A 24,782-nucleotide genomic window follows, 5' to 3' on the forward strand; every position below is an offset into this window, starting at 1 on the left:
AGAGGTGGGATCCTCTCGGGGAGCGAACGATGAGAACCATTCCGCTGCTCGCCACCGCCTGCCTGGTGGCCAGCCTGCCGATCCAGGCCTCCGAGATTTTCCGGCCGATCGAGCTGCACGACCAGGAGCTGGCCCAATTGCGCGGCCGCTACGTCATGCCCGGGCGCATCATCAGCTTCGGCATCGTCATGAGCAGTACCTGGAAAAACGCCGTCGGCGACAACATCGGCGCCAAGGTGAGCATGCAGATCCAGGAATCCACCATCAAACCGCAGTTCTACGTCACCACCACCAAGGAAACCGGCAACGGCGGCACACCCTCGGCCGCGACCGGCAGCATCGTCGGTGGCGCGGGGCTCAACCAGACCCAGGGCGTCACCCAGAGCGCACGCTCGGCGGGTGACTACAACACCGCCTACAACAATGTCGGCATCAACGTGAGCGAAGCCGACCAGGCGCCCGCCGCAAGCAACCAGGGCACGCCCCTGAACGGCCCGGTCAGCGCCAGCAACGGCGCCGGCACCGTCACCGTGTCCCCCGGCAACGGGAACATCCAGTTGGCGATCAACGCCAACGGCCAAGGCTCGAGCCTCCAGCAACTGGGGGCCGGCGGCCTGGTGCAGGCCACCAACCTGCTGGGTAGCAGCAACCTGGTCAACAACCTCACCCAGCTGAACGTGGTCCTGCGTAACAACGCACCTTCCGTCGGAGCGCTGGATTGCAATCTCGACCAGCTCAAGGGCCTGCGATCCATGGGAATGTGATCTACGCTCAGTGGCGGAAGTAGTGCCCAAACGATAAAGATAGGGATAGCGCGCCATGCACCGATCGCTCACGCTTCGCACTGCAATCTGTGTATCCGCTTTGCTCCCCTCGACCTTCGTCCATGCTGCGACGGAGGCCGAGGTGGAGGCTCTGAAACAGGAACTCATCGAGCTCAAGCAACGCTACGAGTCGCAACAGAAAGCGCTCATGGTGCTCGAGCAGCGGGTTCGCCAGGTAGAGGAACAGCCGGCGGCGACCCCGGCGCAGCCCAAGCGCCTGGTCACTGCCACCAACAAGCCGACGCCGCCGGGCACCGGAAGCTCCTACGGCGAATCGCTCAAGGACGACAGCAACAACCCGCCCAAGAGCGTGGAGAACCTCTACGACGAGGCCAGCGGCTTCTTCGGCAACGGCGCCTTCAGCTTCGAGACGGGCCTGACCTACACCCACTACGACACCAAGCAGCTGATCCTCAACGGCTTCCTGGCGCTGGACACCATCTTCCTGGGCAACATCGGCGTGGACAACATCAAGGCCGACAACTGGACCCTGGACCTGACCGGCCGCTACAACTGGAACAACCGTTGGCAGTTCGACATCAACGTGCCCGTGGTCTACCGCGAGAGCACCTACTCCTCGGCCGGCGCCGGCAACTCCACCGCGCAGTCCACCGACGAGAAGGTCGACCGCGACCCGACCCTGGGCGACGTCAACTTCGGCATCGCCTACAAGTTCATGGACGAGACCGAATCGCGTCCGGACGCGGTGTTCAGCCTGCGGGTGAAAGCCCCCACCGGCAAGGACCCCTACGGCATCAAGCTGGTCCGCGCGCCGGACAACGACAGCCTCAACGTGCCCGACGACCTGCCCACCGGCAACGGCGTCTGGTCCGTCACACCGGGCATCTCGCTGGTCAAGACCGTCGACCCGGCGGTGCTCTTCGCCAGCCTGAGCTACACCCACAACTTCGAGCGCGACTTCAGCGACATCAGCCCGCAGCAGGGCACCAAGCTCGGCGGCAAGGTGGACCTGGGCGACTGGTTCCAGGTCGGCGCCGGCGTGGCCTTCGCGCTGAACGAAAGGACCAGCATGTCGTTCTCCTTCTCCGACCTGATCTCGCAGAAGAGCAAGCTCAAGCCCGACGGCGGCGACTGGCAGTCGATCACCGACAGCGACGCCAACGCGGCCTACTTCAACTGGGGCCTGACCTACGCCTGGAGCAACAACCTGACCATAGTGCCGAACCTGTCCATCGGCATCAGCCCCGATGCCCCGGACTTCAGCTTCAGCGTCAAATTCCCCTACTACTTCTGAACCCCGCATACGACAACGGCCCCTTTCGGGGCCGTTGTCGTTGCTGCGCTTCGCTCAGCGCAGCTGGTGTTTGTGCAGCAGGCGGTAGAAGGTCGGCCGCGAGATGCCCAGCATGCGCGCCGCCAGGCTCAGGTTGTCGCCGTGGCGGGCCAGGGCGTCGCACATGGCCTGGCGCTCGGCGCCCAGCTTGTACTCCTCCAGGGTCACCAGCGGCACCTTGCCGGAGCCGCCGCGCTGGCGCTCCAGGCCCAGGTCGCGGGCCTCGATCTGCCTGCCTTCGGCCAGCACCAGGCCACGGCGCACGCGGTTGGCCAGCTCGCGCACGTTGCCCGGCCAGGCGTGTTCGGCCATCGCCGCCAGGGCGTCGTCGCTGAAGCGCCGCGGGCGGCGGCCGGTCTCGACGCTATAGAGGTGGGCGAAGTGGTTGGCCAGCAGCGCCAGGTCGCCATTGCGCTCGCGCAGCGGCAGGGTCGACACCTGCAGCACGTTCAGACGGTAGTACAAGTCCTCGCGGAAGCTGCCGGTGCGGATGGCGTTCTCCAGGTCCAGGTGGGTGGCCGCCAGCACCCGCACGTCCACGGCGATGGGCTGGCTGCCGCCGACGCGCTCGATCTGCTTCTCCTGCAGCACCCGCAGCAGGTTGGCCTGCAGTTCCAGGGGCAGGTCGCCGATCTCGTCGAGGAACAGGGTGCCGCCGTTGGCCTGCTCGAAGCGGCCGATCTTGCGCTGGTGCGCGCCGGTGAAGGCGCCCTTCTCGTGTCCGAACAGCTCGGACTGGATCAGATGCTCGGGAATGGCCCCGCAGTTGATCGCGATGAACGGCCGGTTGGCCCGCCGCGACTGGCGGTGCAGGGTACGCGCCACCAGCTCCTTGCCGGTGCCGCTCTCGCCGCGGATCAGCACCGGCGACTCGGTGGGCGCGAACTTCGCCAGCAGGCGGCGCAGCTCCTGCATCGAGCGGCTCTCGCCGAGCAGCTCGTGCTGGTGCTCCAGGCTGTGGTAGGTGCCGCCGCGCCCGCGCAGGCGCGCCATGCCGAAGGCGCGGCCGAGGGTGACCTGCACCCGCGCCACGTCGAACGGCAGGGTATGGAAATCGAAGAACCATTCGCAGACGAAATCGCCCACCTCCTGGATGGGCAACGCGTCCGGGCTGAGCACCGCGATCCACTCGGTGCCGCTGCGGGTGATGAGGTCCTTCACCGACTCCGGGCGCTCCAGGTGTTGCGGATGCAGACGCAGCAGGCCGACGTCGCAGTTGCGTTCGCTCGCCACGTCGAGCCCGCAACTGTCTACCTCCCACCCTGCTGCCCGGAGCCCGGGCAATAATCGCTGGCAGTCATCGCAGGGATCGACCACCAGCAGGCGACGCCGTTTCGACGCTACTTCGAGCATGCTCCCTTCCTTGGCGCCATTTTTTTGAAAAACTTTATAAAACAGAAACTTGGCGCTCCAAGTTGTAAAGCTAGCAATATCTTGACGCGCCCATTGACCGTTTTCCTATAAGGCCGATGCCGAAACGATCTCAGCAGCCCGTTCCGGCCTATTGACTTATGCCGAAAGCCTCTGGGAAAGCCCTCCTTCATGCCCTTTCCACTCACCTCGCGTCGGAAAATCGTCTTTTCCGGGTGACGAGGGCCCGCAGCCGGCTGTTCAGGGCACCATGGCCATGCCGACGCCGAAGCGGTTCCAGGCGTTGATGGTGGCGATGGCCAGGGTCAGGTCGACGATCTCGGTGTCGTTGAAGTGTTCGCGCAGGGCGTCGAACTGCGCCTGCGGGGCGTGCTTCTCGGCCAGCAGGGTGAGGCTTTCCACCCAGGCCAGCACGGCGCGCTCGCGGGCGCTGAAGAAGTTGGTCTCGCGCCAGACGCTTAGGGTCTGCAGGCGCGCCTCGCTCTCGCCGGCCTTGCGCGCGTCGTCGGCGTGCATGTTCACGCAGTAGGCGCAGCCGTTGATCTGCGAGGCGCGCAGGCGGATCAGCTCCAGCAGGCCATGGTCCAGGCCGGACTTCGCCAGCGCCTGCTCCAGCCCGAGCATGGCCTTGTAGGCGCTGGGGGACTGCCCGGCCCATTCGATACGTGCACTCATGTCTCTCTCCAGTGGGGCCCGCCGGTTGCGGGAATGCAGATACCTTAGCCGCCGTTGCGGGGCCGCCGAATAGCCAATGCCGGGCAATAGCGGGAGTCCATTGCGGCCCTAGCGGTCGATGCGGGTGGAGAGAACGATCGACGACATGGTGCGCTCCACCCCGTCCAGTGCGCCGATGCGGTCGAGCAAGGCATCCAGGTCGCGGATCGACAGGGCCTCGACGATGGCGATCATGTCGAACTGGCCGCTCACCGAGTGCAGCGTCTTCACCTCGGGGATCTTCTCCAGCGCCTGCACCACCTGATGCGACAGCTTGGGCAGCGCCGTCACCAGCACGTGGGCGCGCACCAGCGACTGCGCGTAACTGTCGGCGACCTTGATCGAATAGCCGCTGATGATGCCCTGCTGCTCCAGGCGCTCGATCCGGCTTTGCACCGTGGAGCGCGACACCCCGAGCTTGCGCGCCAGTTCGGAAACCGACTCGCGGGCATTGGCGCGCAGGAGGCTGAGCAGGGCCGCATCGGCGTTTCTCGTCATTTTGTCGAATCCATTGGTTGAATTGCCTGGAATAGCTCCGTCATTTTGCAGATTGGCGGATTCATTTCAACGACCGGCTTTGCCACCATGTGCACCAGCGCCGGCCCGCCAGGGCCGGCCGACAAGCCTGGCCAGGCTTGCCCTCTCCGCGTTCGCGCCATCCATCGGAAGGCCCGCCGCGGAGCGCGTGCGGCGGTGCAAGAGACACCTGCCTGGGCAATGCTGGAACAAGGGCCAGGCACGCCAGAATCCTTGGGAGAGATAAATGCACAACAACCGCCACCCCCATACCCCCGGCAAGCAACCGGTGACCATCTTCGGCCCGGACTTCCCCTTCGCCTTCGACGACTGGCTGGAGCACCCGGCGGGCCTGGGCAGCATCCCGGCGCACAACCATGGCCAGGAAGTGGCCATCGTCGGTGCGGGCATCGCCGGGCTGGTGGCGGCCTACGAACTGATGAAGCTGGGCCTGAAGCCGGTGGTCTACGAGGCCTCGAAGCTGGGCGGCCGGCTGCGCTCGGAGCCCTTCGAGGGCGCCGAGGGCGTCATCGCAGAACTCGGCGGCATGCGCTTCCCGGTCTCCAGCACGGCCTTCTACCATTACGTGGACAAGCTGGGCCTTGAGACCAGGCCCTTCCCCAACCCGCTGACGCCGGCCTCCGGCAGCACCGTGGTGGACCTGGAAGGCACCAGCCACTACGCGGAGAAGATCGACGACCTGCCGCAGATCTTCCGCGAAGTCGCCCAGGCCTGGGCCGACGCCCTGGAGGACGGCGCGCGCTTCTCCGAGATCCAGGACGCCATCCGCGCACGCGACACCGTCAAGCTCAAGGCGCTGTGGGACGAACTGGTGCCGCTGTGGGACGACCGCACCTTCTATGACTTCGTCGCCACCTCCAAGGCCTTCTCGCGCCTGTCCTTCCACCACCGCGAAATCTTCGGCCAGGTCGGCTTCGGCACCGGCGGCTGGGACTCGGACTTCCCCAACTCCATGCTGGAAATCTTCCGCGTGGTGATGACCAACTGCGACGACCACCAGCACCTGGTGGTGGGTGGCGTCGAGCAGGTGCCGCGCGGCATCTGGAACCACGTGCCGGAGCGCTGCGCGCATTGGCCGGCCGGCACCTCCCTGGCCAAACTGCACAACGGCGCGCCGCGCCCGGGGGTGAAGAAGATCGCCCGCGCCGCCAGCGGCAACCTGGCGGTCACCGACTACTGGGGCGACACCCGCGAATACGCCGCGGTGCTGACCACCTGCCAGAGCTGGCTGCTGACCACCCAGATCGAATGCGAGGAAGCGCTGTTCTCGCAGAAGATGTGGATGGCCCTGGACCGCACCCGCTACATGCAGTCGTCGAAGACCTTCGTCATGGTCGACCGGCCGTTCTGGAAGGACAAGGACCCGCAGACCGGCCGCGACGTCATGAGCATGACCCTCACCGACCGCCTGACCCGCGGCACCTACCTGTTCGACAACGGCGACGACAAGCCCGGGGTGATCTGCCTGTCCTACTCCTGGATGAGCGACGCCATGAAGATGCTGCCGCACCCGGTGGAGAAGCGCGTGCAGCTTGCGCTGGATGCCTTGAAGAAGGTCTACCCGAAGGTGGACATCGCCAGCCACGTGATCGGCAACCCCATCACCGTGTCCTGGGAGGCCGATCCGCATTTCCTCGGCGCCTTCAAGGGCGCCCTGCCTGGCCACTACCGCTACAACCACCGCATGTACTCGCACTTCATGCAGGACGACCTGCCCGCCGAGCAGCGCGGCATCTTCATCGCCGGCGACGATGTATCCTGGACCCCGGCCTGGGTCGAAGGCGCGGTACAGACCTCGCTGAACGCCGTGTGGGGCATCCTGCACCACTTCGGCGGCGCCACCCACCCGGACAACCCCGGCCCCGGCGACCGCTATGCCGAACTGGGCCCCGTGGCCCTGCCCGACTGACCAAGGAGGAAGCGCCATGCGCCTCGCCCTCTACCAGTGCCCCCCGGGGCCCGACGACCTCGCCGGCAACCTGCGCCGGCTGCGCGAGGCCGCGCAACGCGCGGCCGCCCAGAGCGCGGACCTGCTGGTCTGCCCGGAAATGTATGCCAGCGGCTACAACATCGGCGCCGAACGCGTCGCCGCCCTGGCCGAAGCCGCCGACGGCGCCATCGCCGAGACGGTGGCGGGGATCGCCCGGGAGTTCGACGTCGGCATCCTCTACGGCTACCCGGAAAGCAACCCGGCCGGCGCGCCGTTCAACAGCGTGCAACTGATCGACCGCCACGGCGAGCGCCGCGCCAACTACCGCAAGACGCACCTGTACGGCGACCTCGACCGCGACCAGTTCAGCCCCTCGGACGAGCCGCCGGCGATCGTCGAGCTGGACGGCTGGAAGCTCGGCCTGCTGATCTGCTTCGACGTCGAGTTCCCCGAAGCCGTGCGCACCCTGGCCCTGGCCGGCGCCGACCTGGTGCTGGTGCCGACGGCCAACATGCACCCCTACGAGTTCGTCTGCCAGGTGCTGGTGCCCACCCGCGCCTACGAGAACCAGGTGTTCCTCGCCTACGCCAACTTCCAGGGCAGCGAAGGCGAACTGGAATACTGCGGCCTGAGCTGCGTGGTGGCCCCGGACGGCCAGGTGATGGCCCGGGCGAAACAGGCCGGGGAACTGCTGATCGCCGACCTTGAGCCGGAACGCATCGCCATGGTCCGCGAGGGCTACAGCTACCTGCGGCTGCGCAGGCCGATGCTGTATCGGTCCTGATGGAGCGGCTGCAAGGTATAGGAGCAACTGTCTTGCGCCGAGGCGCTCTTCGTAGGATGGGTTGAGCTTGCGAAACCTATGCGGTCGCGGCGATGGGTATCGCTTCGCTCAACGCCATCCTACGAAAAGCCGTGCTTCCTGGAACCTAGGACCTTGTCCGCGATAGCCGGACGCTCCGGCGCGGATCGCGGATAAGATCCGCTCCTACGCCGCCCCACCCACACCACGCCCTGTAGGAGCGCGCCCTGCGCGCGAATCGCAGGCAGGGCCTGCTCCTATGTATGGACTCACCCCCACCGTCAACCCGCTTTTGAACATGAAAACCCGACTGCATCTATGTATTAGGCCTGTTCGAGGAAGCCACGTCGGGCTTCTGGCCAACATTGGGTAAGCCCGCGGAATGCCGATTACAAAGAGGCCTCGAAGGCCGGTAGGAGCGTAGGCATCGATCCGCGACGGTCTGACCAGGGGTCAATGTTCTTCAGCAAGGGTTGGAGCGACTTGGCGCCCCGTTGGCGGGAACTCGTTGATCAGTGGCTCATTTCCATCTCCCGGCAAGCATTCGGCTTGCGCTGGTAGGTTTGTTCGCTGCACAGCAGCACCCAGGCGATATGTATGGACTCACCCCCACCGTCAACCCGCTTTTGAACATGAAAACCCGACTGCATCTATGTATTAGGCCTGTTCGAGGAAGCCACGTCGGGCTTCTGGCCAACATTGGGTAAGCCCGCGGAATGCCGATTACAAAGAGGCCTCGAAGGCCGGTAGGAGCGTAGGCATCGATCCGCGACGGTCTGACCAGGGGTCAATGTTCTTCAGCAAGGGTTGGAGCGACTTGGCGCCCCGTTGGCGGGAACTCGTTGATCAGTGGCTCATTTCCATCTCCCGGCAAGCATTCGGCTTGCGCTGGTAGGTTTGTTCGCTGCACAGCAGCACCCAGGCGATACGCAGGTTGCGGTTGGCCAGTCGCACTGCCGCGCCCTTGCGCCCCAGACGTTGTAGCCAGCGCTGCAGGCGCCGATCGTCCGGGTGTTCGGAATCGGGCCGCAGTTGCTTCAACACCGCATGCGAGCCTACGACCATCAGGCTGCGCACATAGGCGTCGCCACGTTTGGTCATCTTGCCCAGCCTTACCTTCTGCCCGCTGCTGTGCTGGTCGGGCACGATGCCGAAGTAGGCAGCGAACTGACGCGCATTGGCGAAACGTTCCGGCTCGACCTGTTTGGCCAGCAAGGCCGTAGCCGTGATCGGACCGATACCACGTACCGTCATCAGCCGTTTGGCTGTCGGGTCGGCGGCGGCACAGGCTTCCAGACGCCCGGTCAGCGCGGCGATACGCTCGCCCAGCCGTTGCCATTCCTTCAGCATCTCGTCGATCAGCTCGCGCAGCAGCGCCGGCAACGGCTGGCGGGCGTCTTCCAGCACCCGGGTGACACCTTGCTTCAAGCCCACATCCCCCTGTGCCAGGACGACGCCCTGCTCCAGCAGCAGCCCGCGGATCTGATTACCCATGGCGGTGCGCCGCCGCACATAGCCCCGCCGGACACGGTGCCAGGCCTGCATCGCCAGTGCCGCGACGCTCTTCACCGGTACCGACGCAATACTGCTATCCCGGCCCGCCCGCAGAATGGCGTGGGCATCATTGCGATCATTCTTCGCTCCGCTCCGGTGCTCGGCCACCCGCTGGGCCGGCAGGATACGCACCGGGTTGCCCTGCGCCTGCAGCAGCCGGGCCCAGGCTTGTGCTCCAGGGCCGGTCTCCATCAGCACCGTCACGCCCTCCGGCAGCTTCTGCAGAAACACCTGAAACGCTTCACGCGACTTGATTCGCTGTTCGTACGCCAGTTGACCCTGGGCGTCTTCCCCCGCCACCTGGAAGACCTTTTTCGCCAGATCCACGGCGACTGTCGTGCACACCGATACATCGGTTGCAGACACCGGCTTATTCATCGTCGTATGCTTTTTCATGGACTCACCCTCATTGTCGGTGGCTTCTTAGACCGCCACCGTGGCGCCTCGACGCCTCGGTGAGGGTGAGTCCATCCAATTACAGTCCCCGGGAGGCACGGCTTCTCGTAGGAGCGAGCTTGCTCGCGAACCGCAGTCACCATGAGGCATCGCATCCCGCCCCAATGAAAAACGGCGCCCGCAGGCGCCGTTCTTCATCCCGCAAACCTCACCCGTTGTTCTTCTTCACGATGGCATCGGCGATATTCGCCGGCGCCTCGGCGTACTTGGTGAACTCCATGGAGTAGCTGGCGCGCCCCTGGGACATGGAGCGCACGTCGGTGGCGTAGCCGAACATCTCGCCCAGCGGCACCTCGGCGCGGATCACCTTGCCCGCCGGGGTGTCTTCCATGCCCTGGATCAGGCCGCGGCGGCGGTTCAGGTCGCCCATCACGTCGCCCATGTAGTCCTCGGGGGTCACCACCTCGACCTTCATCACCGGCTCCAGCAGCACCGCGCCGCCCTTCTGCGAGAGCTGCTTGGTAGCCATGGAGGCGGCGATCTTGAAGGCCATCTCGCTGGAGTCGACGTCGTGGTACGAGCCGTCGTACACCGTGGCCTTCAGGCCGATCAGCGGGTAGCCGGCGAGCACGCCGTTCTGCATCTGCTCCTCGATGCCCTTCTGGATCGCCGGGATGAACTCCCGCGGGATCACCCCGCCGACCACCTCGTTGTGGAACTCCAGGCCGTCCTTGCCCTCGTCGCCCGGCTCGAAGCGGATCCAGCAATGGCCGAACTGGCCGCGCCCGCCGGACTGGCGGACGAACTTGCCCTCGATCTCGCACTTCTTGCGGATCGCCTCGCGGTAGGCCACCTGCGGCTTGCCGATGTTGGCCTCGACGTTGAACTCGCGGCGCATGCGGTCGACGATGATGTCCAGGTGCAGCTCGCCCATGCCGGAGATGATGGTCTGCCCGGTCTCCTCGTCGGTCTTCACGCGGAACGAGGGGTCTTCCTGGGCCAGCTTGGACAGGGCGATGCCCATCTTCTCCTGGTCGGCCTTGGTCCTGGGCTCCACCGCTACCGAGATCACCGGGTCGGGGAAGTCCATGCGTTCGAGGATGATCGGCTTGTCGATGGCGCACAGGGTGTCGCCGGTGGTGACGTCCTTCATGCCGATCAGCGCGGCGATGTCGCCGGCGCGCACTTCCTTGATCTCTTCGCGCTGGTTGGCGTGCATCTGCACCATCCGCCCGACGCGCTCCTTCTTGCCCTTCACCGAGTTGAGCACCGCGTCGCCGCTGCTCAGCACGCCGGAGTAGACGCGGGTGAAGGTCAGGGTGCCGACGAAGGGGTCGGTGGCGATCTTGAAGGCCAGCGAGGAGAACGGCTCGCTGTCGTCGGCGTGGCGCTCGTCGTGCTTCTCCTCGTCGTCCGGGTGGGTGCCCTTGATCGCCGGGATTTCCGAGGGCGCCGGCAGGTAGTCGATCACCGCGTCCAGCACCAGCGGCACGCCCTTGTTCTTGAACGAGGAACCCAGCACTGCCGGGACGATCTCGTTGGCCAGGGTGCGCTGGCGCAGGCCGGCCTTGATTTCCTCCAGGCTCAGCTCCTGGCCCTCGAGGTACTTGTTCATCAGCTCGTCGTTGGCCTCGGCGGCGGCCTCGATCATGTGCGCGCGCCACTCCTCGGCCAGCGCCTGCAGCTCGGCGGGGATCGGTTCCTCGCGGTAGCTGGTGCCCTGGTCGTCGTCGTTCCAGTAGATGGCCTTCATCTTCACCAGGTCGATCTGCCCGTTGAAGTTCTCCTCCGCGCCTATGGCCAATTGGATCGGCACCGGGTTGTGGCCCAGGCGCCGCTTGATCTGCTCGACCACGCGCAGGAAGTCGGCGCCCTGGCGGTCCATCTTGTTCACGTAGGCCAGGCGCGGCACGTGGTACTTGTTGGCCTGGCGCCACACCGTCTCGGACTGCGGCTCGACGCCGTCGGCGCCGCTGAACACCACCACGGCGCCGTCGAGCACGCGCAGCGAGCGCTCCACCTCGATGGTGAAGTCGACGTGGCCGGGGGTGTCGATGATGTTGAAGCGGTACTTGTGCGGGTACTGCTTGGTCGAGCCCTGCCAGAAGGCGGTGGTGGCCGCCGAGGTGATGGTGATGCCGCGCTCCTGCTCCTGCACCATCCAGTCCATGGTCGCCGCCCCGTCGTGCACCTCGCCCATCTTGTGGTTGACCCCGGTGTAGAACAGGATGCGCTCGGTGGTGGTGGTCTTGCCGGCGTCCACGTGCGCGACTATGCCGATGTTGCGATAAAGCTCGATGGGCGTGGTGCGAGCCATGATGTGCTCCGTTTCTGCTGGATGACTTGAGGTTTCGACCGCGAACGGCGAAGCCGTCCGCCGAAGAAGGCAAACCCTCGAATTATGCATTCGGGACAGGCTCAAGGTAGCGCGTCTGCGCGGCAATTCCAGTGCCGATGACGGCGCCCGGCACATGCGCCGACCGGCTGCGGCATCGCGGCATTGCGCCGCGCGGCGGAACCGACATAAAATGAGAGTCATTCGCAAATGATCATCTGGCGCACGACACCGTGGCATTCGCCGAACCCTCCGCCGACCAGCACCTGCACACCCTCTACGAACGCCACCACGGCTGGCTGCAGCAATGGCTGCGCGGCCGCCTGGGCAACACCTGGGATGCCGCCGACCTGGCCCAGGACACCTTCCTGCGCCTGCTGCGCCGGCCGCTGAGCGAGGTCGGCGAACGCCCGCGCGCCCTGCTCACCCACATCGCCAAGGGCCTGCTGGTGGACCGCTGGCGCCGCCAGGAACTGGAACGCGCCTACCTAGAAGCCCTCTCCGCGCTACCCGAGGAACTGGCCCCCGGCCCGGAAGCCCGCGAACTGATCCTGGAAACCCTGGGGCGCATCGACGCGGCGCTGGGCGAACTGCCCGCCCTCACCCGCGAAGCCTTCCTGCTCGCGCAGCTGGACGGCCTCACCTACCCGGCCATCGCCGAGCGCCTGGGCCTGTCCCTGGCGACCGTCAAGCGCTACATGCGCGCGGCCTTCATCGCCTGCCTGAGCCTGGCCTGATGCACGAACAGACGCTGGACCCGCGCATCCTCGGCGAAGCCGCCGACTGGCTGGTGCGCCTGGGCGAACGCCCGGCCAGCGCCGCCGACCTGCGGGCCATCGAGCAATCCATCGAGCAATGGCGCGGGCGCAGCGCGCAGCACGCCGAAGCCTGGCGCCGCGCCGAAAGCCTGCTCGGCGGCCTGCAGCAGCTGCCGCCGGGCACGGGCCGGCAGAGCCTGCAACGCCTGGGCGAGCGCGGCCTGAGCCGGCGGCAGATGCTCAACCGCCTGGGCCTGCTGCTGGCGGTGGCGCCCGCGGCCTGGCTGGGCGCGCGCCAGCTGCCCTGGGCCGAATGGAGCGCCGACCAGCGCACCGCCACTGGCGAGCGCAAGCGCGTGCAACTGCCCGACGGCAGCCTGCTGACGCTCAACACCGGCAGCGCCGTGGACATCCGCTTCAGCCCGCGGGAACGCCGCCTGCGCCTGCTCGACGGCGAAATCCTCGTCGCCACCCACGCCGATCCGGCGCCCGAGCCGCGGCCGTTCCTGGTGGAAAGCCGCCAGGGCCTGCTGCGCACCGCCGGCGCGCGCTTCGCCGTGCGCGACCTGGGCGAGGCGTGCCGGGTAGCCGTGCTGGAAGGCAGCGTCGCCGTGGAACCCTTCGCCACTGCCGCGCGGCGCCAGGTCGAGGCCGGCCAGCAACTGCTGTTCAGCGCCGGCGCCCTGCAGGCCGTGCAGCCGGCGGACGCCAATGCCAGCAGCTGGGAAAACGGCATGCTGCTGGCCCAGGACCTGCGCCTGGACGCCCTGCTGGCCGAACTGGGCCGCTACCGCAACGGCGTACTGCGCTGCGCGCCCCAACTGGCCGGGCTGCGCGTCAGCGGTGCCATTCCCCTGGGCAACGACGACGCCGGCCTGCGCCTGCTGGCCGACATGCTGCCGCTGAAGATCAGCAGCCTGACGCGCTACTGGGTGACTCTGGAGCCCGCCTGAACCCCTCCGCCCGTAGGATGCGGTTGAGCGCAGCGATACCCATCGCCACGCCGCCCCAACGAACCCCGAAAAATTTTTCATCCGCCATGACACCTTTTTCCTGCTCGTCCGGTGAAGGAGGAAACACCCCATTCACTCTTCGCGCCGACAGGACCACCGCATGACCACCCGCCTCCGCCTGAAGCCCCACACCCTCGCCCTGGCCATCGGCCTCGCCCTGCAGGGCGCTACCCTGCCCGCCCTGGCCGCGGAAACCGCCAGCGTGCAACGCCAGTACGACATCGCCCCGGGCCCGCTGGGCGAGGTGCTGGCCCGCTTCGCCGCCCAGGCCGGCGTGCCCCTGGCCTTCGAGGCCGCCACGTTGAACGCCCGCCACAGCGACGGCCTGAAAGGCAGCTACGACGCCGAGGACGGCCTGATGCGCCTGCTGGAAGGCAGCGGCTACCGCCTGGTGCGCAAGCCCAGCGGCTACGGCGTCGAAGCCATCGCCCGGGACGGCGAGGCCCTGGAGATGGGCGCCACCACCGTCAGCGCCGTGGCCCAGGCCCCCGGCGAACTGCCGCCGGCCTATGCCGGCGGCCAGGTGGCCCGCGGCGCCCGGCTGGGCATGCTGGGCAACCAGGACATGCAGGACGTGCCCTTCGCCTTCTCCAGCTATACCGCGCAGGCCATCAAGGACCAGCAGGCGCAGACCGTCGGCGACGTGCTGCTCAACGACGCCGCGGTGCGCCAGGGCAACGGCTACGGCAACTTCTCGCAGATCTTCGTCATCCGCGGCCTGCCGCTGAGCACCGACGACGTCTCGCTCAACGGCCTGTACGGCGTGACGCCGCGGCAGATCATCGGCACCGAGTCGCTGGAGCGCGTCGAGCTGTTCAAGGGCTCCAACGCCTTCATCAACGGCGTGACGCCCAGCGGCAGCGGCATCGGCGGCGCGGTGAACCTGCAGACCAAGCACGCCGAGGACGTCCCCACGCGCAGCTTCGCCCTGGATTACGGCAGCGACAGCCAGGTCGGCGAACACCTCGACCTGGGCCAGCGCTTCGGCGAAGACAACCGCTTCGGCGCGCGGCTCAACCTGGCCCAGCGCGAAGGCGACAGCGCCATCGACGACAACGCCCAACGCTACAAGCTGGCCAGCGTCAACCTCGACTACCGCGGCGAACGCCTGCGCCTGAGCAGCGACTTCGGCTACCAGAAGCAGCGCATCAACCAGGGCCGCCCGGTGGTCTACGTCGGCAGCGGCGTCACCAGCATCCCCCACGCGCCCGACGCCGACAGCAACTACGGCCAGGCCTGGAGCTACTCGCAGCTGGAAGACACTTACGGCATGTTCCGCGGCGAGTACGACCTGAACGACAACTGGACCGCCTACCTCTCCGGCGGCGCCAAGCACACCCGCGAGAACGGCAGCTACTCCTCGCTGACCTTGAGCGACAACAACGGCGGCGCCGGCGGCGGCACCATGGACGCCACCCACGACGAGGACAACAAGAGCGCCATGGCCGGCCTCAACGGCCGCTTCCACACCGGAGCGGTGAGCCACCAGCTGAACCTCGGCCTGGCCGGCATCTGGGCCGAGCAGCGCAGCGCCTACCGCATGGCCCTGAGCAAGTACCCGGCCAACCTGTACCGCCCCGTGCAGGTCGCCAAGCCGGCCACCACCTACTCCGGCGGCGACTACAACGACCCCGGCATCGTCGGCAAGACGCGCAACCGCAGCGCCGCCGCCTCCGACACCCTGGGCTTTCTCGACGACCGCGTGCTGCTGACCCTCGGCGTGCGCCGCCAGAGCATCGGCACCGACGGCTGGAGCTACGCCGGCGTGCGCAGCGCCGACTACCGCGAGTCCATCACCACGCCGGTGTACGGCATCGTGGTCAAGCCCACCGACTACCTGTCGCTGTACGCCAACCGCATCGAAGGCCTGGCCGCCGGCCCCACCGCGCCCTCCACCGCGGTCAACGTCGGCGAGGTGTTCGCCCCGCAGCGTTCCAAGCAGATCGAAGTGGGCGCCAAGCTGGACTTCGGCAGCTACGGCGGCAACCTGGCGTTCTACCGCATCGAACAGCCCACCAGCGTCACCGACCCGGACACCAAGGTCTTCAGCGTCGACGGCGAGCAGCGCAACCGCGGCGTCGAGCTGAACCTATTCGGCGAACCGCTGGACGGCCTGCGCCTGCTGGCCGGCGCCACCTGGATCGACACCGAGCTGCGCAACACCGCCGGCGGCGCCAACGACGGCAACCGCGCCATCGGCGTGCCGCGCTTCCAGTACAACCTCGGCGCCGACTGGGACGTGCCCGGCCTCGACGGCCTGGCGCTCAACGGCCGCCTGCTGCGCACCGGCGGCCAGTACCTGGACCAGGCCAACGAGCTGAGCATCCCGGCCTGGACCCGCGTCGACCTGGGCGCCCGCTACCGCTTCAAGGTCGAGCAGCGCGAGGTGACCCTGCGCGCCAACCTGGAAAACGTCGCCAACGAGGACTACTGGGCCTCCACCATCGGCGGCTACCTGACCCAGGGCGAGCCGCGCACCCTGCGGGTGTCCGCCACCGTCGACTTCTGAAGCCGCGGGCCGGGCGCGCGTTCGCCCGGCCCTCGCTCAGTCGAGGTACAGGCCCACACCGGGGGCTATCGGCAGCCCCAGCTCCATCCAGAGGATGAGGAACAGCGTCCAGCACAGCAGGAAGCCCAGGGCCACCGGAATGGTCATCGACGCCAGGGTGCCGATCCCGGCGTCCTTCTGGTAGCGCTGCAGGAAGGCCAGGCACAGGCTGAAGTAGGGGCTCATGGGCGTGACTATGTTGGTCGAGGAGTCGGCGATGCGGTACGCCGCCTGCACGAAGGCCGGCTCGAAGCCCACCAGCATCAGCATCGGCACGAAGATCGGGGCCATCAGCGACCACTGCGCCGAACCCGAGGTGATGAACAGGTTCATCAGCGTCACCAGGCCCAGGAACGCCAGCACCAGCGGAATGCCGCCGAAGCCGCTGCTGTCGAGCAGGTGCGAGCCGCCGACGGCGATCCACTCGCCCAGGTGCGTCCACTTGAACCAGGCGAGGAACTGCGAGATGGCGAAGAACAGCACCAGGGTCGGCGCCAGTTCCTTGATCGCCTCGGCCATGAAGCCGATGGCATCGCGGGCGTCGCCGATCTTCCCCACGCTGCGGCCGTAGACCCAGCCCAGGACCAGGAAGAAGATGGCGAAGACGGCCACCGCGCTGGTGAGGAACGGCGAAGGCACCAGCCCGCCCTCGGGGTTGCGCAACGGCGAGCCGGCCGGCAGCACCGCGGCGAGGACCAGGGCGGCCAGCACCAACGCCGCCCAGCCGGCGCGCTTCAGCCCCTTGAGCTCCCGCGCGCTGATCGGCTGGATGTCGACCACCACGCTGCCGCGGTACGGGCCGGCCAGGGGCTCGACGATGCGCTCGATGATGAAGGCGCCGATCACCGACAGCAGCACGGCGGAGCAGGCGACGAAATAGTAGTTGTCGATGGGCGAGACATAGGCCGCAGGGTCGATCGTCTGCGCGGCGCTGGTGGTGATCCCGGAGAGGATCACGTCGGTCGGGGTGATCAGCAGGCTGGCATCGTAGCCCGCCCCCACCGCGACGAAGCCGGTCACCGCGCCGACCAGGGGGTTGCGCCCGGTGGCCTGGAAGATCATCGCCGACAGCGGGATGAGGATGACGAAGGCCGCGTCGGCGGCCACGTGGCTGCACATGCCGACGAGGAAGATGACGAAGGTGGTCAGGTAGCGCGGGGCCTTCATCACGCTCACCTGCATCAGCGCCCCGACCAGCCCGGTCTTGTCGGCCACGCCGATGGCCAGCAGGATGACCAGCACCGCGCCCAGCGGCGGGAAGCTGACGAAGTTCCTGACCACCGAGGTCAGTGCGAAGACCAGGCCCTCGCCGGAAACCAGGCTCCTGACCGTGACCAGGTCGCCGGTCTTGGGATGGACGCCGGACACCCCGGACGCCGCCAGCGCCCAGGACAGGAGCGCGACGCCCAGGCACAGCCAGGCGAACAGGATGACCGGGTGCGGGAGCTTGTTGCCCGCCCGCTCGATGGCGTTGAAGAAACGCTGCATGGTGAATTTTCCTTTGCCAGCCGCCGGCCGCTCGGGGGCGCGGCGAAGCTGGCCTGCACGGATTGCCGGATGGCCCGCCTCGGCGCCGGCGAGAACGCCGGCGCGCCGCGGGCCCGTGAGTGCCTTCGCTCAGGCGTCGAGCCTGAGGCGCCGCTCGGCGATGGCGACGAACATGCCCGCCGCGACGGGCAGGATTTCGTCGCGATAGTCGTAGTGCGGATGGTGAAGGTAGGCGCCGTCCTCGCCGTTGCCGACGAAGAAATAACAACCCGGCACTTTCTCCAGGTAGAAAGCGAAATCTTCCGCCCCCATGGTGGGAAGCTGGTGCATGTAGCCGGCCTTGTCCGCGCCGAGGGCGTCGATGGCGGTCTCAACCACGAAAGCGGTTTCGTCGGCGTCGTTGACCAGCGCCGGGATGCGCATCGTCCGCACCAGCTCGGCGCTGGCGCCATGGGCCTGGCAGACCTGGGCGACGACGCGGCGCAGCGCTTCGTCGATCACCGCGGCGGCTTGCGGCGAGCCGTCGCGGGTGTTGATCATCAGCGTCGCCTGGCCGGGGATGACGTTCTGGCTGTTGCCGCCATGGAACTGCGTGACCGTCACCACGCCCGACTCCAGCGGCGACAGACGGCGGCCGACCACGCCCTGCAGCGCCTGGACCACCGCCGCGCCGACGAAGATCGGGTCGATGGCCAGGTCCGGGCGCGAGGCATGGCCGCCCTTGCCGCTGATGGTGACCTCGTACAGCGAGCTGCCGCCCATGCTCGGCCCGGCCTTGGCGAACACCCGGCCCAGCGGATAGCCCGGGCGGTTGTGGTAGCCGAAGATGGCCTCGACGCCCTCCAGCGCGCCCTCCTCGATCATCCGTTCGGCGCCCAGGCCGCCTTCCTCCGCGGGCTGGAACAGCAGCTTGATGCGCCCGCGAAGGTGGTCGTGATGCCGGGCGAGCCGGCCGGCGGCCAGCAGCAGCGAGGCGGTGTGCCCGTCGTGGCCGCAGGCGTGCATCTTGCCCGGCGTGCGCGAGGCATAGGGCAGCTCGGTGTCCTCCAGGATCGGCAAGGCATCCATGTCGGCGCGCAGGCCGATGCAGGGGCCGGGGCGGCCGGTGTCGAGCAGCGCGACGACGCCGGTCCCGGCCACGCCGGTGCGCACTTCGTAGCCATGGCGGCGCAGGAAGGCGGCGACGAGGTCGGCGGTGGCGTGCTCTTCGTACTTGAGTTCGGGGTGGCTGTGCAGTTGCTGGCGGATGGCGGTGGCCTCGGCAATCGCCTCGCCGGTGAATACGGACATCGATGACCTCCCAGAGGGGTTTCGTTGTTGTTGTTCTGCCCGGTCTGTCGGCGAGGATTGTTAGCAGTCCGCGCGCGATGCCACAATTTCATTAATTCGCAGCCACCCTTGCCTTTTATGCAAAGCACAACCGCCATGCAGCATCTAGCCCTGCGTTACTTCCTGGAAGTGGCCCGCAGCGGCTCCATCACCGAGGCCTCGGCCCGGTTGCACGTCTCCGGCTCGGCGATCAGCCGGCAGATCGCCCGCCTGGAACAGGAACTGGGCGTCGAGCTGTTCGAACGGCGGCCGCGCGGCATGCTGCTCAGCCCGGCCGGCGAACTGCTGGCCCAGCGCGCCCGGCGCATCGCCCTGGACACCGAAAGGGCCCTGGCGGACGTGCGCGAACTGCAGGGCCCGCACCGCGGCCTGGTGCGCCTGGCGGCCTACGAGGGCTTCGCCATCGACTGGCTGCCGCGGATACTCGCGGATTACCGCCGCACCTACCCGGGCGTGCGCTTCCACGTCTGGGTGGGCAACTCGGCGGACATCTGCGCGCGCGTCGGCGACGGCAGCGCCGACATCGGCATCACCTACAGCTATTCCGCGCCGGCCGGGGTGAAGGTGGAACGCATCGTGCGCCGGCCGATGCACGTGCTGGTGCCGCGCGACCATCCGCTGGCCACGCGGGAACAGGTCACCCTGGCCGACCTGGCGTCCGAGCCCATGGCCCTGCCGGACCAGCAGCGCACGCAACGCCAGTTGGTCGACACCGCGCTGGCCACCCAGGGGCTGTCCATGGAGCCGGTGTTCGCCACCAACTCCATGGCAAGCCTGAAGGCCTTCGCCCTGGCGGCCGGGACGCTGATGTTCATCAGTTCCCTGGGCAGCCGGGGCGGCAACCTGCCCGAAGGCGTGGTCGCGGTGCCGGTGGCGGACGACACCATGCAGGCCAGCGTGCTGCAGATCGTTACCCTGCAGGGGCGCCATCTGCCTGCCGCCATCGTCGAATTCCTGGGTTTCCTCGATCGGGCGATCGAGTGAGGGCGGGTTGCCGGGGCGTGGGCGGGACAGCTAGCAAATCTCGAAAATAATTCCTTTATTTTCAGTATATTGCATGTCATTTCTAATGTCGAACATACAATTTCCGGCAGGAATAACCTGCGCACTCGCATAATAAATTATTGAATATCAACAACTTATGATTGATATAGGGAAACAATCTCACATCCGGTCGCTTCCTCCTCATCCCGCCATCGCGCCGGAGTCCAGGCAGGGCAAGGCCTGTAGCCTGTACCTGGGTAGCTGGAAGCATGCCGGAGTTAAAGTAATTTCTAGAATAGAAATACTTCTTATAGATCAAATAGATAAGAATAAAATCTAAAGTCATTAGGAAGAAGTAGCTACGCCACGCCCCACCGGCACTGGATCACCCGGGGCAAAAAGGTCCATGCTTGAACACCGAAACCCCAAGGCGGAGATCGCCCGTATGCGCGAAGCCATCACCCTCGATTTCGTCTCAGACGTGGTCTGCCCCTGGTGCGCCATCGGCCTTTGCGGATTGCTCGAAGCCATCCAGCGCGTCGACGGCGAGATCGACGTCGAGCTGCGGATCAAGCCCTTCGAACTCAATGCCGACATGCCCGCCGAAGGCGAGGACCTGGTCGAGCACCTGCAGCGCAAGTACGGCAGCAGCGCCGAAGACATCGCCAGCAACCACAAGCGCATCCGCGACTTCGGCGAGGAAGTCGGCTTCCATTTCGACCTGCACAAGCGCCAGCGCATCTACAACACCTTCGACGCCCACCGCCTGCTGCACTGGGCCGCCGAACAGGGCCGGGACCTTGCGCTGAAGCAGGCGCTGCTGCACGCCTACTTCGGCGAAGGGCGCAACATCAGCGACAGCGAGGAACTGCTGGACCTGGCCGCCGGCATCGGCCTGGACCCGGTGCGCACCCGCGAGATACTCGACAGCGACGCCTACGCCAGCGAAGTGATCGAGGAAGAGGAATTCTTCACCAGCCACGGCATCCGCGCCGTGCCGGCGGTGATCATCAACGGCCGCCAGCTGATCTCCGGCGCGCAATCGGCCGACTACTACGAAAAGGCCCTGCGCCAGGTGGCCGAGAAATCCGAGCCGATGCCGTAAGCCGGCTACGCCAAGACGCTCTTCGTAGGAGCGGACCTTGTCCGCGATGACCGGACGTCCCGGCGCGATTCGCGGATAAGATCCGCTCCTACGCCACCCCACCCGCGCCATTCCCATTGTAGGAGCGCGCCCTGCGCGCGAAATCGCAGGCAGGGCCTGCTTACAGTTCGCCATCAGGTATGGCGTTTCCCCGTAGGAGCGGACCTTGTCCGCGATGACCGGACGTCCCGGCGCGATTCGCGGATGTGATCCGCCTACGCCGCCCCACCCGCGCCATTCCCCTGTAGGAGCGCGCCCTGCGCGCGAAATCGCAGGCAGGGCCTGCTCCTACAGGTGAATGATGAACCCGCGCCCACAAAAAAGCCGGGGACCTGCCCCGGCTTTTTCCACCACATCCCGCCTCAGAGCGCCGACCAGCCGTCGGTCTTGCCGCCCAGCGGTTCGGAATGCTCGGCCAGCAGTTCCTCGTAGCCGCTGATGCTCTCGTGGGTCGGCTCCATCACCGGGTAGGCCAGGACCTGCCAGGGGTTGGCCGGGTCGCCGTCGTATTCGGAATAGGCCACCTTCTGGCCGTTCTGCAGCAGGAGGATGGCGAAATCCAGCGCCGCCTGCTCTTCCGGGAAGATCACGGCGAATTCCACCTCACGCTCGAACGAAAGGTCCTCGCCATCTTCCTGCAGGGCCCACAGGGCGTCACCGATCTCGTCGTCGGGGAAGAGTTGCTTGTCGCGGGTCATGTCACAGCTCCAGTAGAAAGGGGCATCCGGGCGGACGCCTGCCGACAAGGATACCTGCCTTGGCGCGGCCGCGCCGGAAATATCGGGTGCTGGCCGCGGAAAAAGCAACGGCCCGCTGCACGAGGCAACGGGCCGCCCTCACCACCGGCCTCAGGCCTGCAGCTGGTTGCCGATCGGCAGGTTGCGGATGCGCTTGCCGGTGGCCGCCGCCAGGGCGTTGGCCAGGGCCGGCGCCGCCGGCGGCACGCCGGGCTCGCCGACGCCGGTGGGCGCCTCGCTGGACGGCACTATGTGCACCTCCACCGCAGGCATCTCGTTGATCCGCAACACCTGGAAGTCGTGGAAGTTGGACTGCTCGACCACGCCCTCCTTGAGGGTGATGGCGCTGTGCAGGGCCATGGCCAGGCCGTAGCCGATGCCGCCTTCCATCTGCGCGCGGATCACGTCCGGGTTGATCGCCAGGCCGCAGTCCACGGCGCAGACCACGCGGTCGATGCGGAAGCTCTTGTCGGCCTTCACCGTGACTTCCACCACCTGCGCCACGAAGCTGCCGAAGGACTCGTGCACGGCGATCCCGCGGCCGCGCTTCTCGCCTTCCCCGCCGGCCTTCAGCGGCTGCTTCCAGCCGGCCTTGTCGGCCACCAGGTCGAGCACGCCCAGGTGCCGCGGGTGTTTCTCCAGCAGGGCGCGGCGGAATTCGTAGGGGTCCTTGCCGGCGGCCACCGCGGCTTCGTCGATCAGCGTTTCGGTGGAATAGGCCGTGTGGGTGTGGCCCACCGAGCGCCACCACTGCGTCGGCACCTTGACCTCCGGCACCAGGGTCTGCTCCACGCGCAGGTTGGGCACCGCATAGGGCAGGTCCGCCGCGCCCTCCACCGCCACCTGGTCGATGCCGTCCTTGACCATCACCTTCTCGAAGGGCGTGCCGACGATGAACGACTGTCCCACCAGATGCTGCTCCCAGCCCACCAGGTTGCCCTGGCCGTCCAGCGCCAGGCGCGCGCTGTGCAGGAAGGCCGGGCGGTAGTAGCCGCCGCGGGTGTCGTCCTCGCGGGTCCAGACCATCTTCACCGGCCCCTTGTGGCCGTGCTCGCGGGCCGCCTTGGCGATCGAGACGGCCTCCAGCACATAGTCCGAGTGTGGGTTGGCGCGGCGGCCGAAGCTGCCGCCGGCGTACAGCTGGGTGATCGAGACCTTCTCCGGGGCGATGCCCAGCAACTGCCCGACCGCCATCTGGTCGCCGGTCTGCCACTGCTCGCCGTTCCAGATCTCGCAGGCGCCGTCGGAGAGCCTGACCACGCAGTTCAGCGGCTCCATGGAGGCATGGGCCAGGAACGGGAACTGGTACTGCGCCTCGATCAGCTTGGCCGGCTTGTCCAGCGCCTTGGCGATGTCGCCCTCGTTGCGCGCCACCACGCCGGGCTTGGCCGCCAGTTCCTGGTACCTGGCGAAGATTTCGGCGCTGCCCATGCGGAAGGCGTTGCTCTCGTCCCACTCCACCTGCAGGGCGTCGCGCCCCTGGCGCGCGGCCCAGGTGTTCTTCGCCAGCACGGCGACGCCGGCGAAGCGCGAGTCGCTGCCCGGGAACTGCACCACCGCCACCACGCCGGGCACGGCCTTGGCCTTGCTGTCGTCGACCTTTTTCGGCACCCCGCCGAAGCGCGGCGGGTGCGCCACCACGGCCACCAGCATGTCCGGCAGGTGCACGTCCTGGGTGAAGCGCGCCTGGCCGTCGGTCTTGTCCTGGCTGTCCTTGCGCGGCAGCTTCACCTGGCCGATCAGCTTGAAGTCCTCCGGCGCCTTGAGCTTCACCTCCGCCGGCACCGGCTGTTTGGCCGCCGCCTCGGCCAGTTGGCCGAACCCGGCCTTGTGCCCGGAAGCCTTGTGCTCGACCACGCCATCGTGCACCTCGATCTGCTCGGCCGGCACCTTCCACTGCTGCGCCGCCGCGGCCACCAGCATGGCCCGGGCCGTGGCCCCGGCCTTGCGCATCTGCTCGAAGGAGTTGGCCATGGCACTGCTGCCGCCGGTGCCCTGCAGGGTGCCGAAGGCCAGGTTGGCGTAGCGCTTGGCGTCGGCCGGGGCGCCTTCGACGCGGACCTTGCTCCAGTCGGCGTCCAGTTCCTCGGCCAGCAGGGTGGCCAGGCCGGTGTAGCTGCCCTGCCCCATTTCCACGTGCTTGGCGATCACCGTCACCGTGCCGTCGGGGGCGATGCGCACGAAGGCGTTGGGCTCGAAGGCCTTGGCCGCGGCGGCCTGCGGGTCGCCGAAGCGGCCCAGCAGCGGCGCGAAGTAGATGCCCAGGGCCAGGCCGCCGGCGCCGCGCAGGAAATGCCGGCGGCTGACGTTGAGGATGCCGTCGCCGGCGTCTTCCGGCTCACGGCTGGCTCGTTGCTGCAGGTCTGCCATGTCGCGCCTCCTCAGGCCAGGTTCTGCGCGGCTTCGTGGATGGCCGCGCGGATGCGTACGTAGGTGGCGCAGCGGCAGATGTTGCCGCTCATGGCCGCGTCTATGTCGGCGTCGCTGGGGCTCTTGTTGCCGGCCAGCAGCGCCGTGGCCGACATGATCTGGCCGGACTGGCAGTAGCCGCACTGCACCACGTCCAGCTTGCGCCAGGCCTCCTGCACCGCCTTGCCGGCGGCCTGCTCGGCCACCGACTCGATGGTGGTGACCTGCTTGCCGGCCACCGCCGCCAGGGGCGTCACGCAGGAGCGCGTGGGCTGGCCGTCGACGTGCACGGTGCAGGCCCCGCACAGGGCCATGCCGCAGCCATACTTGGTGCCGGTGAGCAAGGCGACGTCGCGCAGCGCCCAGAGCAGGGGCATTTCCCCGGGCGCGTCGAATTCGTGGTCCTTGCCGTTGAGTTTCAGCTTGATCATCAGGCGCTCACCTCTTTGTTCGGGTGATGTGGAAGTCCGGAGCCAAGGCCGCTCCGTGGGGAATGGATTCAGCCTAGGCGCTTCCCTGGCCGAATGCCGCGACGATACGGGAAAACCCCGCCCAGTGGCTTGCCCGGTCCTGCGCAGGCTTGCCCGATCCTGCGGTGGATGCGGCCCACCCACG

General features: G+C 67.3%; 19 protein-coding genes. 9 read left to right on the forward strand and 10 right to left on the reverse strand.

The window, feature by feature from the left end:
* Window positions 1-29: 29 nt before the first annotated feature.
* Both PM1_RS15620 and PM1_RS15625 read left to right on the forward strand, forming a co-directional pair.
* Window positions 30-764 (forward strand): hypothetical protein, encoded by a 735-nt coding sequence (locus tag PM1_RS15620; protein WP_009621804.1) that lies wholly within the window; start codon window positions 30-32, stop codon window positions 762-764.
* A 55-nt stretch (window positions 765-819) separates the two neighbouring features.
* Window positions 820-2,079 carry a hypothetical protein gene (locus PM1_RS15625; protein ID WP_009621802.1) on the forward strand — a complete coding sequence of 420 codons (1,260 nt, stop codon included), beginning with the start codon at window positions 820-822 and terminating at the stop codon, window positions 2,077-2,079.
* 54 nt (window positions 2,080-2,133) lie between these two features.
* Here the strand turns inward: PM1_RS15625 and PM1_RS15630 are convergent, their stop codons facing one another.
* The 3 genes from PM1_RS15630 to PM1_RS15640 form a co-directional block, all read right to left on the reverse strand.
* On the reverse strand, window positions 2,134-3,471 hold the full coding sequence (locus tag PM1_RS15630) for a sigma-54 dependent transcriptional regulator (RefSeq protein WP_009621799.1): 1,338 nt from the start codon (window positions 3,469-3,471) through the stop codon (window positions 2,134-2,136).
* Between the two features lie 258 nt (window positions 3,472-3,729).
* Complete coding sequence (locus PM1_RS15635) at window positions 3,730-4,164, reverse strand: carboxymuconolactone decarboxylase family protein (protein ID WP_009621797.1); 435 nt, start codon at window positions 4,162-4,164, stop codon at window positions 3,730-3,732.
* A gap of 108 nt (window positions 4,165-4,272) precedes the next feature.
* The gene (locus PM1_RS15640; RefSeq protein WP_009621795.1) at window positions 4,273-4,701 is read right to left on the reverse strand and encodes an Lrp/AsnC family transcriptional regulator; all 429 of its coding nucleotides are present in this window, start codon (window positions 4,699-4,701) and stop codon (window positions 4,273-4,275) included.
* 265 nt (window positions 4,702-4,966) lie between these two features.
* Between PM1_RS15640 and PM1_RS15645 the strand changes: the two genes are divergently transcribed.
* Together PM1_RS15645 and PM1_RS15650 are read left to right on the forward strand one after the other, a co-directional pair.
* Window positions 4,967-6,649, forward strand: coding sequence for a flavin monoamine oxidase family protein (locus tag PM1_RS15645; protein ID WP_009621793.1), 1,683 nt, complete (start codon window positions 4,967-4,969; stop codon window positions 6,647-6,649).
* Window positions 6,650-6,665: 16 nt separating this feature from the next.
* A complete protein-coding gene (locus PM1_RS15650; RefSeq protein ID WP_009621791.1) occupies window positions 6,666-7,454 on the forward strand; it encodes a carbon-nitrogen hydrolase family protein in 789 nt (262 codons plus the stop codon).
* An 864-nt stretch (window positions 7,455-8,318) separates the two neighbouring features.
* Here the strand turns inward: PM1_RS15650 and PM1_RS15655 are convergent.
* Both PM1_RS15655 and fusA read right to left on the reverse strand, forming a co-directional pair.
* Window positions 8,319-9,422 (reverse strand): IS110 family transposase, encoded by a 1,104-nt coding sequence (locus PM1_RS15655; protein ID WP_024128888.1) that lies wholly within the window; start codon window positions 9,420-9,422, stop codon window positions 8,319-8,321.
* A 208-nt stretch (window positions 9,423-9,630) separates the two neighbouring features.
* On the reverse strand, window positions 9,631-11,739 hold the full coding sequence (gene fusA, locus PM1_RS15660; RefSeq protein WP_009620411.1) for an elongation factor G: 2,109 nt from the start codon (window positions 11,737-11,739) through the stop codon (window positions 9,631-9,633).
* Between the two features lie 251 nt (window positions 11,740-11,990).
* Between fusA and PM1_RS15665 the strand changes: the two genes are divergently transcribed.
* From PM1_RS15665 to PM1_RS15675, 3 genes are all read left to right on the forward strand, one after another.
* Entirely contained in the window at window positions 11,991-12,494 is a 504-nt protein-coding gene (locus PM1_RS15665) for a sigma-70 family RNA polymerase sigma factor (RefSeq protein ID WP_009620409.1), read from the forward strand.
* Complete coding sequence (locus PM1_RS15670; protein WP_009620408.1) at window positions 12,494-13,468, forward strand: FecR domain-containing protein; 975 nt, start codon at window positions 12,494-12,496, stop codon at window positions 13,466-13,468. The genes PM1_RS15665 and PM1_RS15670 overlap by 1 nt, the downstream gene beginning before the upstream one ends.
* A gap of 160 nt (window positions 13,469-13,628) precedes the next feature.
* Window positions 13,629-16,037: a TonB-dependent receptor gene (locus tag PM1_RS15675; RefSeq protein ID WP_009620405.1), complete on the forward strand. Its 2,409-nt coding sequence runs from the start codon at window positions 13,629-13,631 to the stop codon at window positions 16,035-16,037.
* Window positions 16,038-16,073: 36 nt separating this feature from the next.
* Here PM1_RS15675 and PM1_RS15680 read toward each other — a convergent pair whose 3' ends face one another.
* Together PM1_RS15680 and PM1_RS15685 are read right to left on the reverse strand one after the other, a co-directional pair.
* Complete coding sequence (locus PM1_RS15680; RefSeq protein WP_009620404.1) at window positions 16,074-17,564, reverse strand: AbgT family transporter; 1,491 nt, start codon at window positions 17,562-17,564, stop codon at window positions 16,074-16,076.
* A 129-nt stretch (window positions 17,565-17,693) separates the two neighbouring features.
* Window positions 17,694-18,854 carry a M20 metallopeptidase family protein gene (locus PM1_RS15685; RefSeq protein WP_009620399.1) on the reverse strand — a complete coding sequence of 387 codons (1,161 nt, stop codon included), beginning with the start codon at window positions 18,852-18,854 and terminating at the stop codon, window positions 17,694-17,696.
* Window positions 18,855-18,989: 135 nt separating this feature from the next.
* Between PM1_RS15685 and PM1_RS15690 the strand changes: the two genes are divergently transcribed.
* The gene (locus PM1_RS15690; protein ID WP_009620393.1) at window positions 18,990-19,877 is read left to right on the forward strand and encodes a LysR family transcriptional regulator; all 888 of its coding nucleotides are present in this window, start codon (window positions 18,990-18,992) and stop codon (window positions 19,875-19,877) included.
* A 445-nt stretch (window positions 19,878-20,322) separates the two neighbouring features.
* On the forward strand, window positions 20,323-20,982 hold the full coding sequence (locus PM1_RS15695; protein ID WP_009620392.1) for a DsbA family oxidoreductase: 660 nt from the start codon (window positions 20,323-20,325) through the stop codon (window positions 20,980-20,982).
* Between the two features lie 401 nt (window positions 20,983-21,383).
* Here PM1_RS15695 and PM1_RS15700 read toward each other — a convergent pair whose 3' ends face one another.
* The 3 genes from PM1_RS15700 to PM1_RS15710 all read right to left on the reverse strand — a co-directional run bounded on the left by PM1_RS15700 (window position 21,384) and on the right by PM1_RS15710 (window position 24,598).
* A complete protein-coding gene (locus tag PM1_RS15700) occupies window positions 21,384-21,719 on the reverse strand; it encodes a ribonuclease E inhibitor RraB (protein WP_009620390.1) in 336 nt (111 codons plus the stop codon).
* A 150-nt stretch (window positions 21,720-21,869) separates the two neighbouring features.
* Window positions 21,870-24,128: a xanthine dehydrogenase family protein molybdopterin-binding subunit gene (locus PM1_RS15705; protein WP_009620388.1), complete on the reverse strand. Its 2,259-nt coding sequence runs from the start codon at window positions 24,126-24,128 to the stop codon at window positions 21,870-21,872.
* An 11-nt stretch (window positions 24,129-24,139) separates the two neighbouring features.
* Entirely contained in the window at window positions 24,140-24,598 is a 459-nt protein-coding gene (locus tag PM1_RS15710) for a (2Fe-2S)-binding protein (RefSeq protein WP_009620386.1), read from the reverse strand.
* Between the last annotated feature and the right edge of the window lie 184 nt (window positions 24,599-24,782).

The sequence above is a fragment of the Pseudomonas sp. M1 genome, assembly GCF_022760135.1.
In the GTDB taxonomy this organism is placed as follows: Bacteria; Pseudomonadota; Gammaproteobacteria; order Pseudomonadales; family Pseudomonadaceae; genus Pseudomonas; species Pseudomonas citronellolis.

Coding starts and splice junctions, on each gene's coding strand:
- PM1_RS15620 (WP_009621804.1), top strand. CDS start 30: ATGAGAACCATTCCGCTGCTCGCCACCGCCTGCCTGGTGGCCAGCCTG.
- PM1_RS15700 (WP_009620390.1), bottom strand. CDS start 21,719: ATGACCCGCGACAAGCAACTCTTCCCCGACGACGAGATCGGTGACGCC.
- PM1_RS15690 (WP_009620393.1), top strand. CDS start 18,990: ATGCAGCATCTAGCCCTGCGTTACTTCCTGGAAGTGGCCCGCAGCGGC.
- PM1_RS15630 (WP_009621799.1), bottom strand. CDS start 3,471: ATGCTCGAAGTAGCGTCGAAACGGCGTCGCCTGCTGGTGGTCGATCCC.
- PM1_RS15705 (WP_009620388.1), bottom strand. CDS start 24,128: ATGGCAGACCTGCAGCAACGAGCCAGCCGTGAGCCGGAAGACGCCGGC.
- PM1_RS15685 (WP_009620399.1), bottom strand. CDS start 18,854: ATGTCCGTATTCACCGGCGAGGCGATTGCCGAGGCCACCGCCATCCGC.
- PM1_RS15655 (WP_024128888.1), bottom strand. CDS start 9,422: ATGAAAAAGCATACGACGATGAATAAGCCGGTGTCTGCAACCGATGTA.
- PM1_RS15645 (WP_009621793.1), top strand. CDS start 4,967: ATGCACAACAACCGCCACCCCCATACCCCCGGCAAGCAACCGGTGACC.
- PM1_RS15675 (WP_009620405.1), top strand. CDS start 13,629: ATGACCACCCGCCTCCGCCTGAAGCCCCACACCCTCGCCCTGGCCATC.
- PM1_RS15670 (WP_009620408.1), top strand. CDS start 12,494: ATGCACGAACAGACGCTGGACCCGCGCATCCTCGGCGAAGCCGCCGAC.
- fusA (WP_009620411.1), bottom strand. CDS start 11,739: ATGGCTCGCACCACGCCCATCGAGCTTTATCGCAACATCGGCATAGTC.
- PM1_RS15710 (WP_009620386.1), bottom strand. CDS start 24,598: ATGATCAAGCTGAAACTCAACGGCAAGGACCACGAATTCGACGCGCCC.
- PM1_RS15640 (WP_009621795.1), bottom strand. CDS start 4,701: ATGACGAGAAACGCCGATGCGGCCCTGCTCAGCCTCCTGCGCGCCAAT.
- PM1_RS15695 (WP_009620392.1), top strand. CDS start 20,323: ATGCGCGAAGCCATCACCCTCGATTTCGTCTCAGACGTGGTCTGCCCC.
- PM1_RS15625 (WP_009621802.1), top strand. CDS start 820: ATGCACCGATCGCTCACGCTTCGCACTGCAATCTGTGTATCCGCTTTG.
- PM1_RS15635 (WP_009621797.1), bottom strand. CDS start 4,164: ATGAGTGCACGTATCGAATGGGCCGGGCAGTCCCCCAGCGCCTACAAG.
- PM1_RS15650 (WP_009621791.1), top strand. CDS start 6,666: ATGCGCCTCGCCCTCTACCAGTGCCCCCCGGGGCCCGACGACCTCGCC.
- PM1_RS15680 (WP_009620404.1), bottom strand. CDS start 17,564: ATGCAGCGTTTCTTCAACGCCATCGAGCGGGCGGGCAACAAGCTCCCG.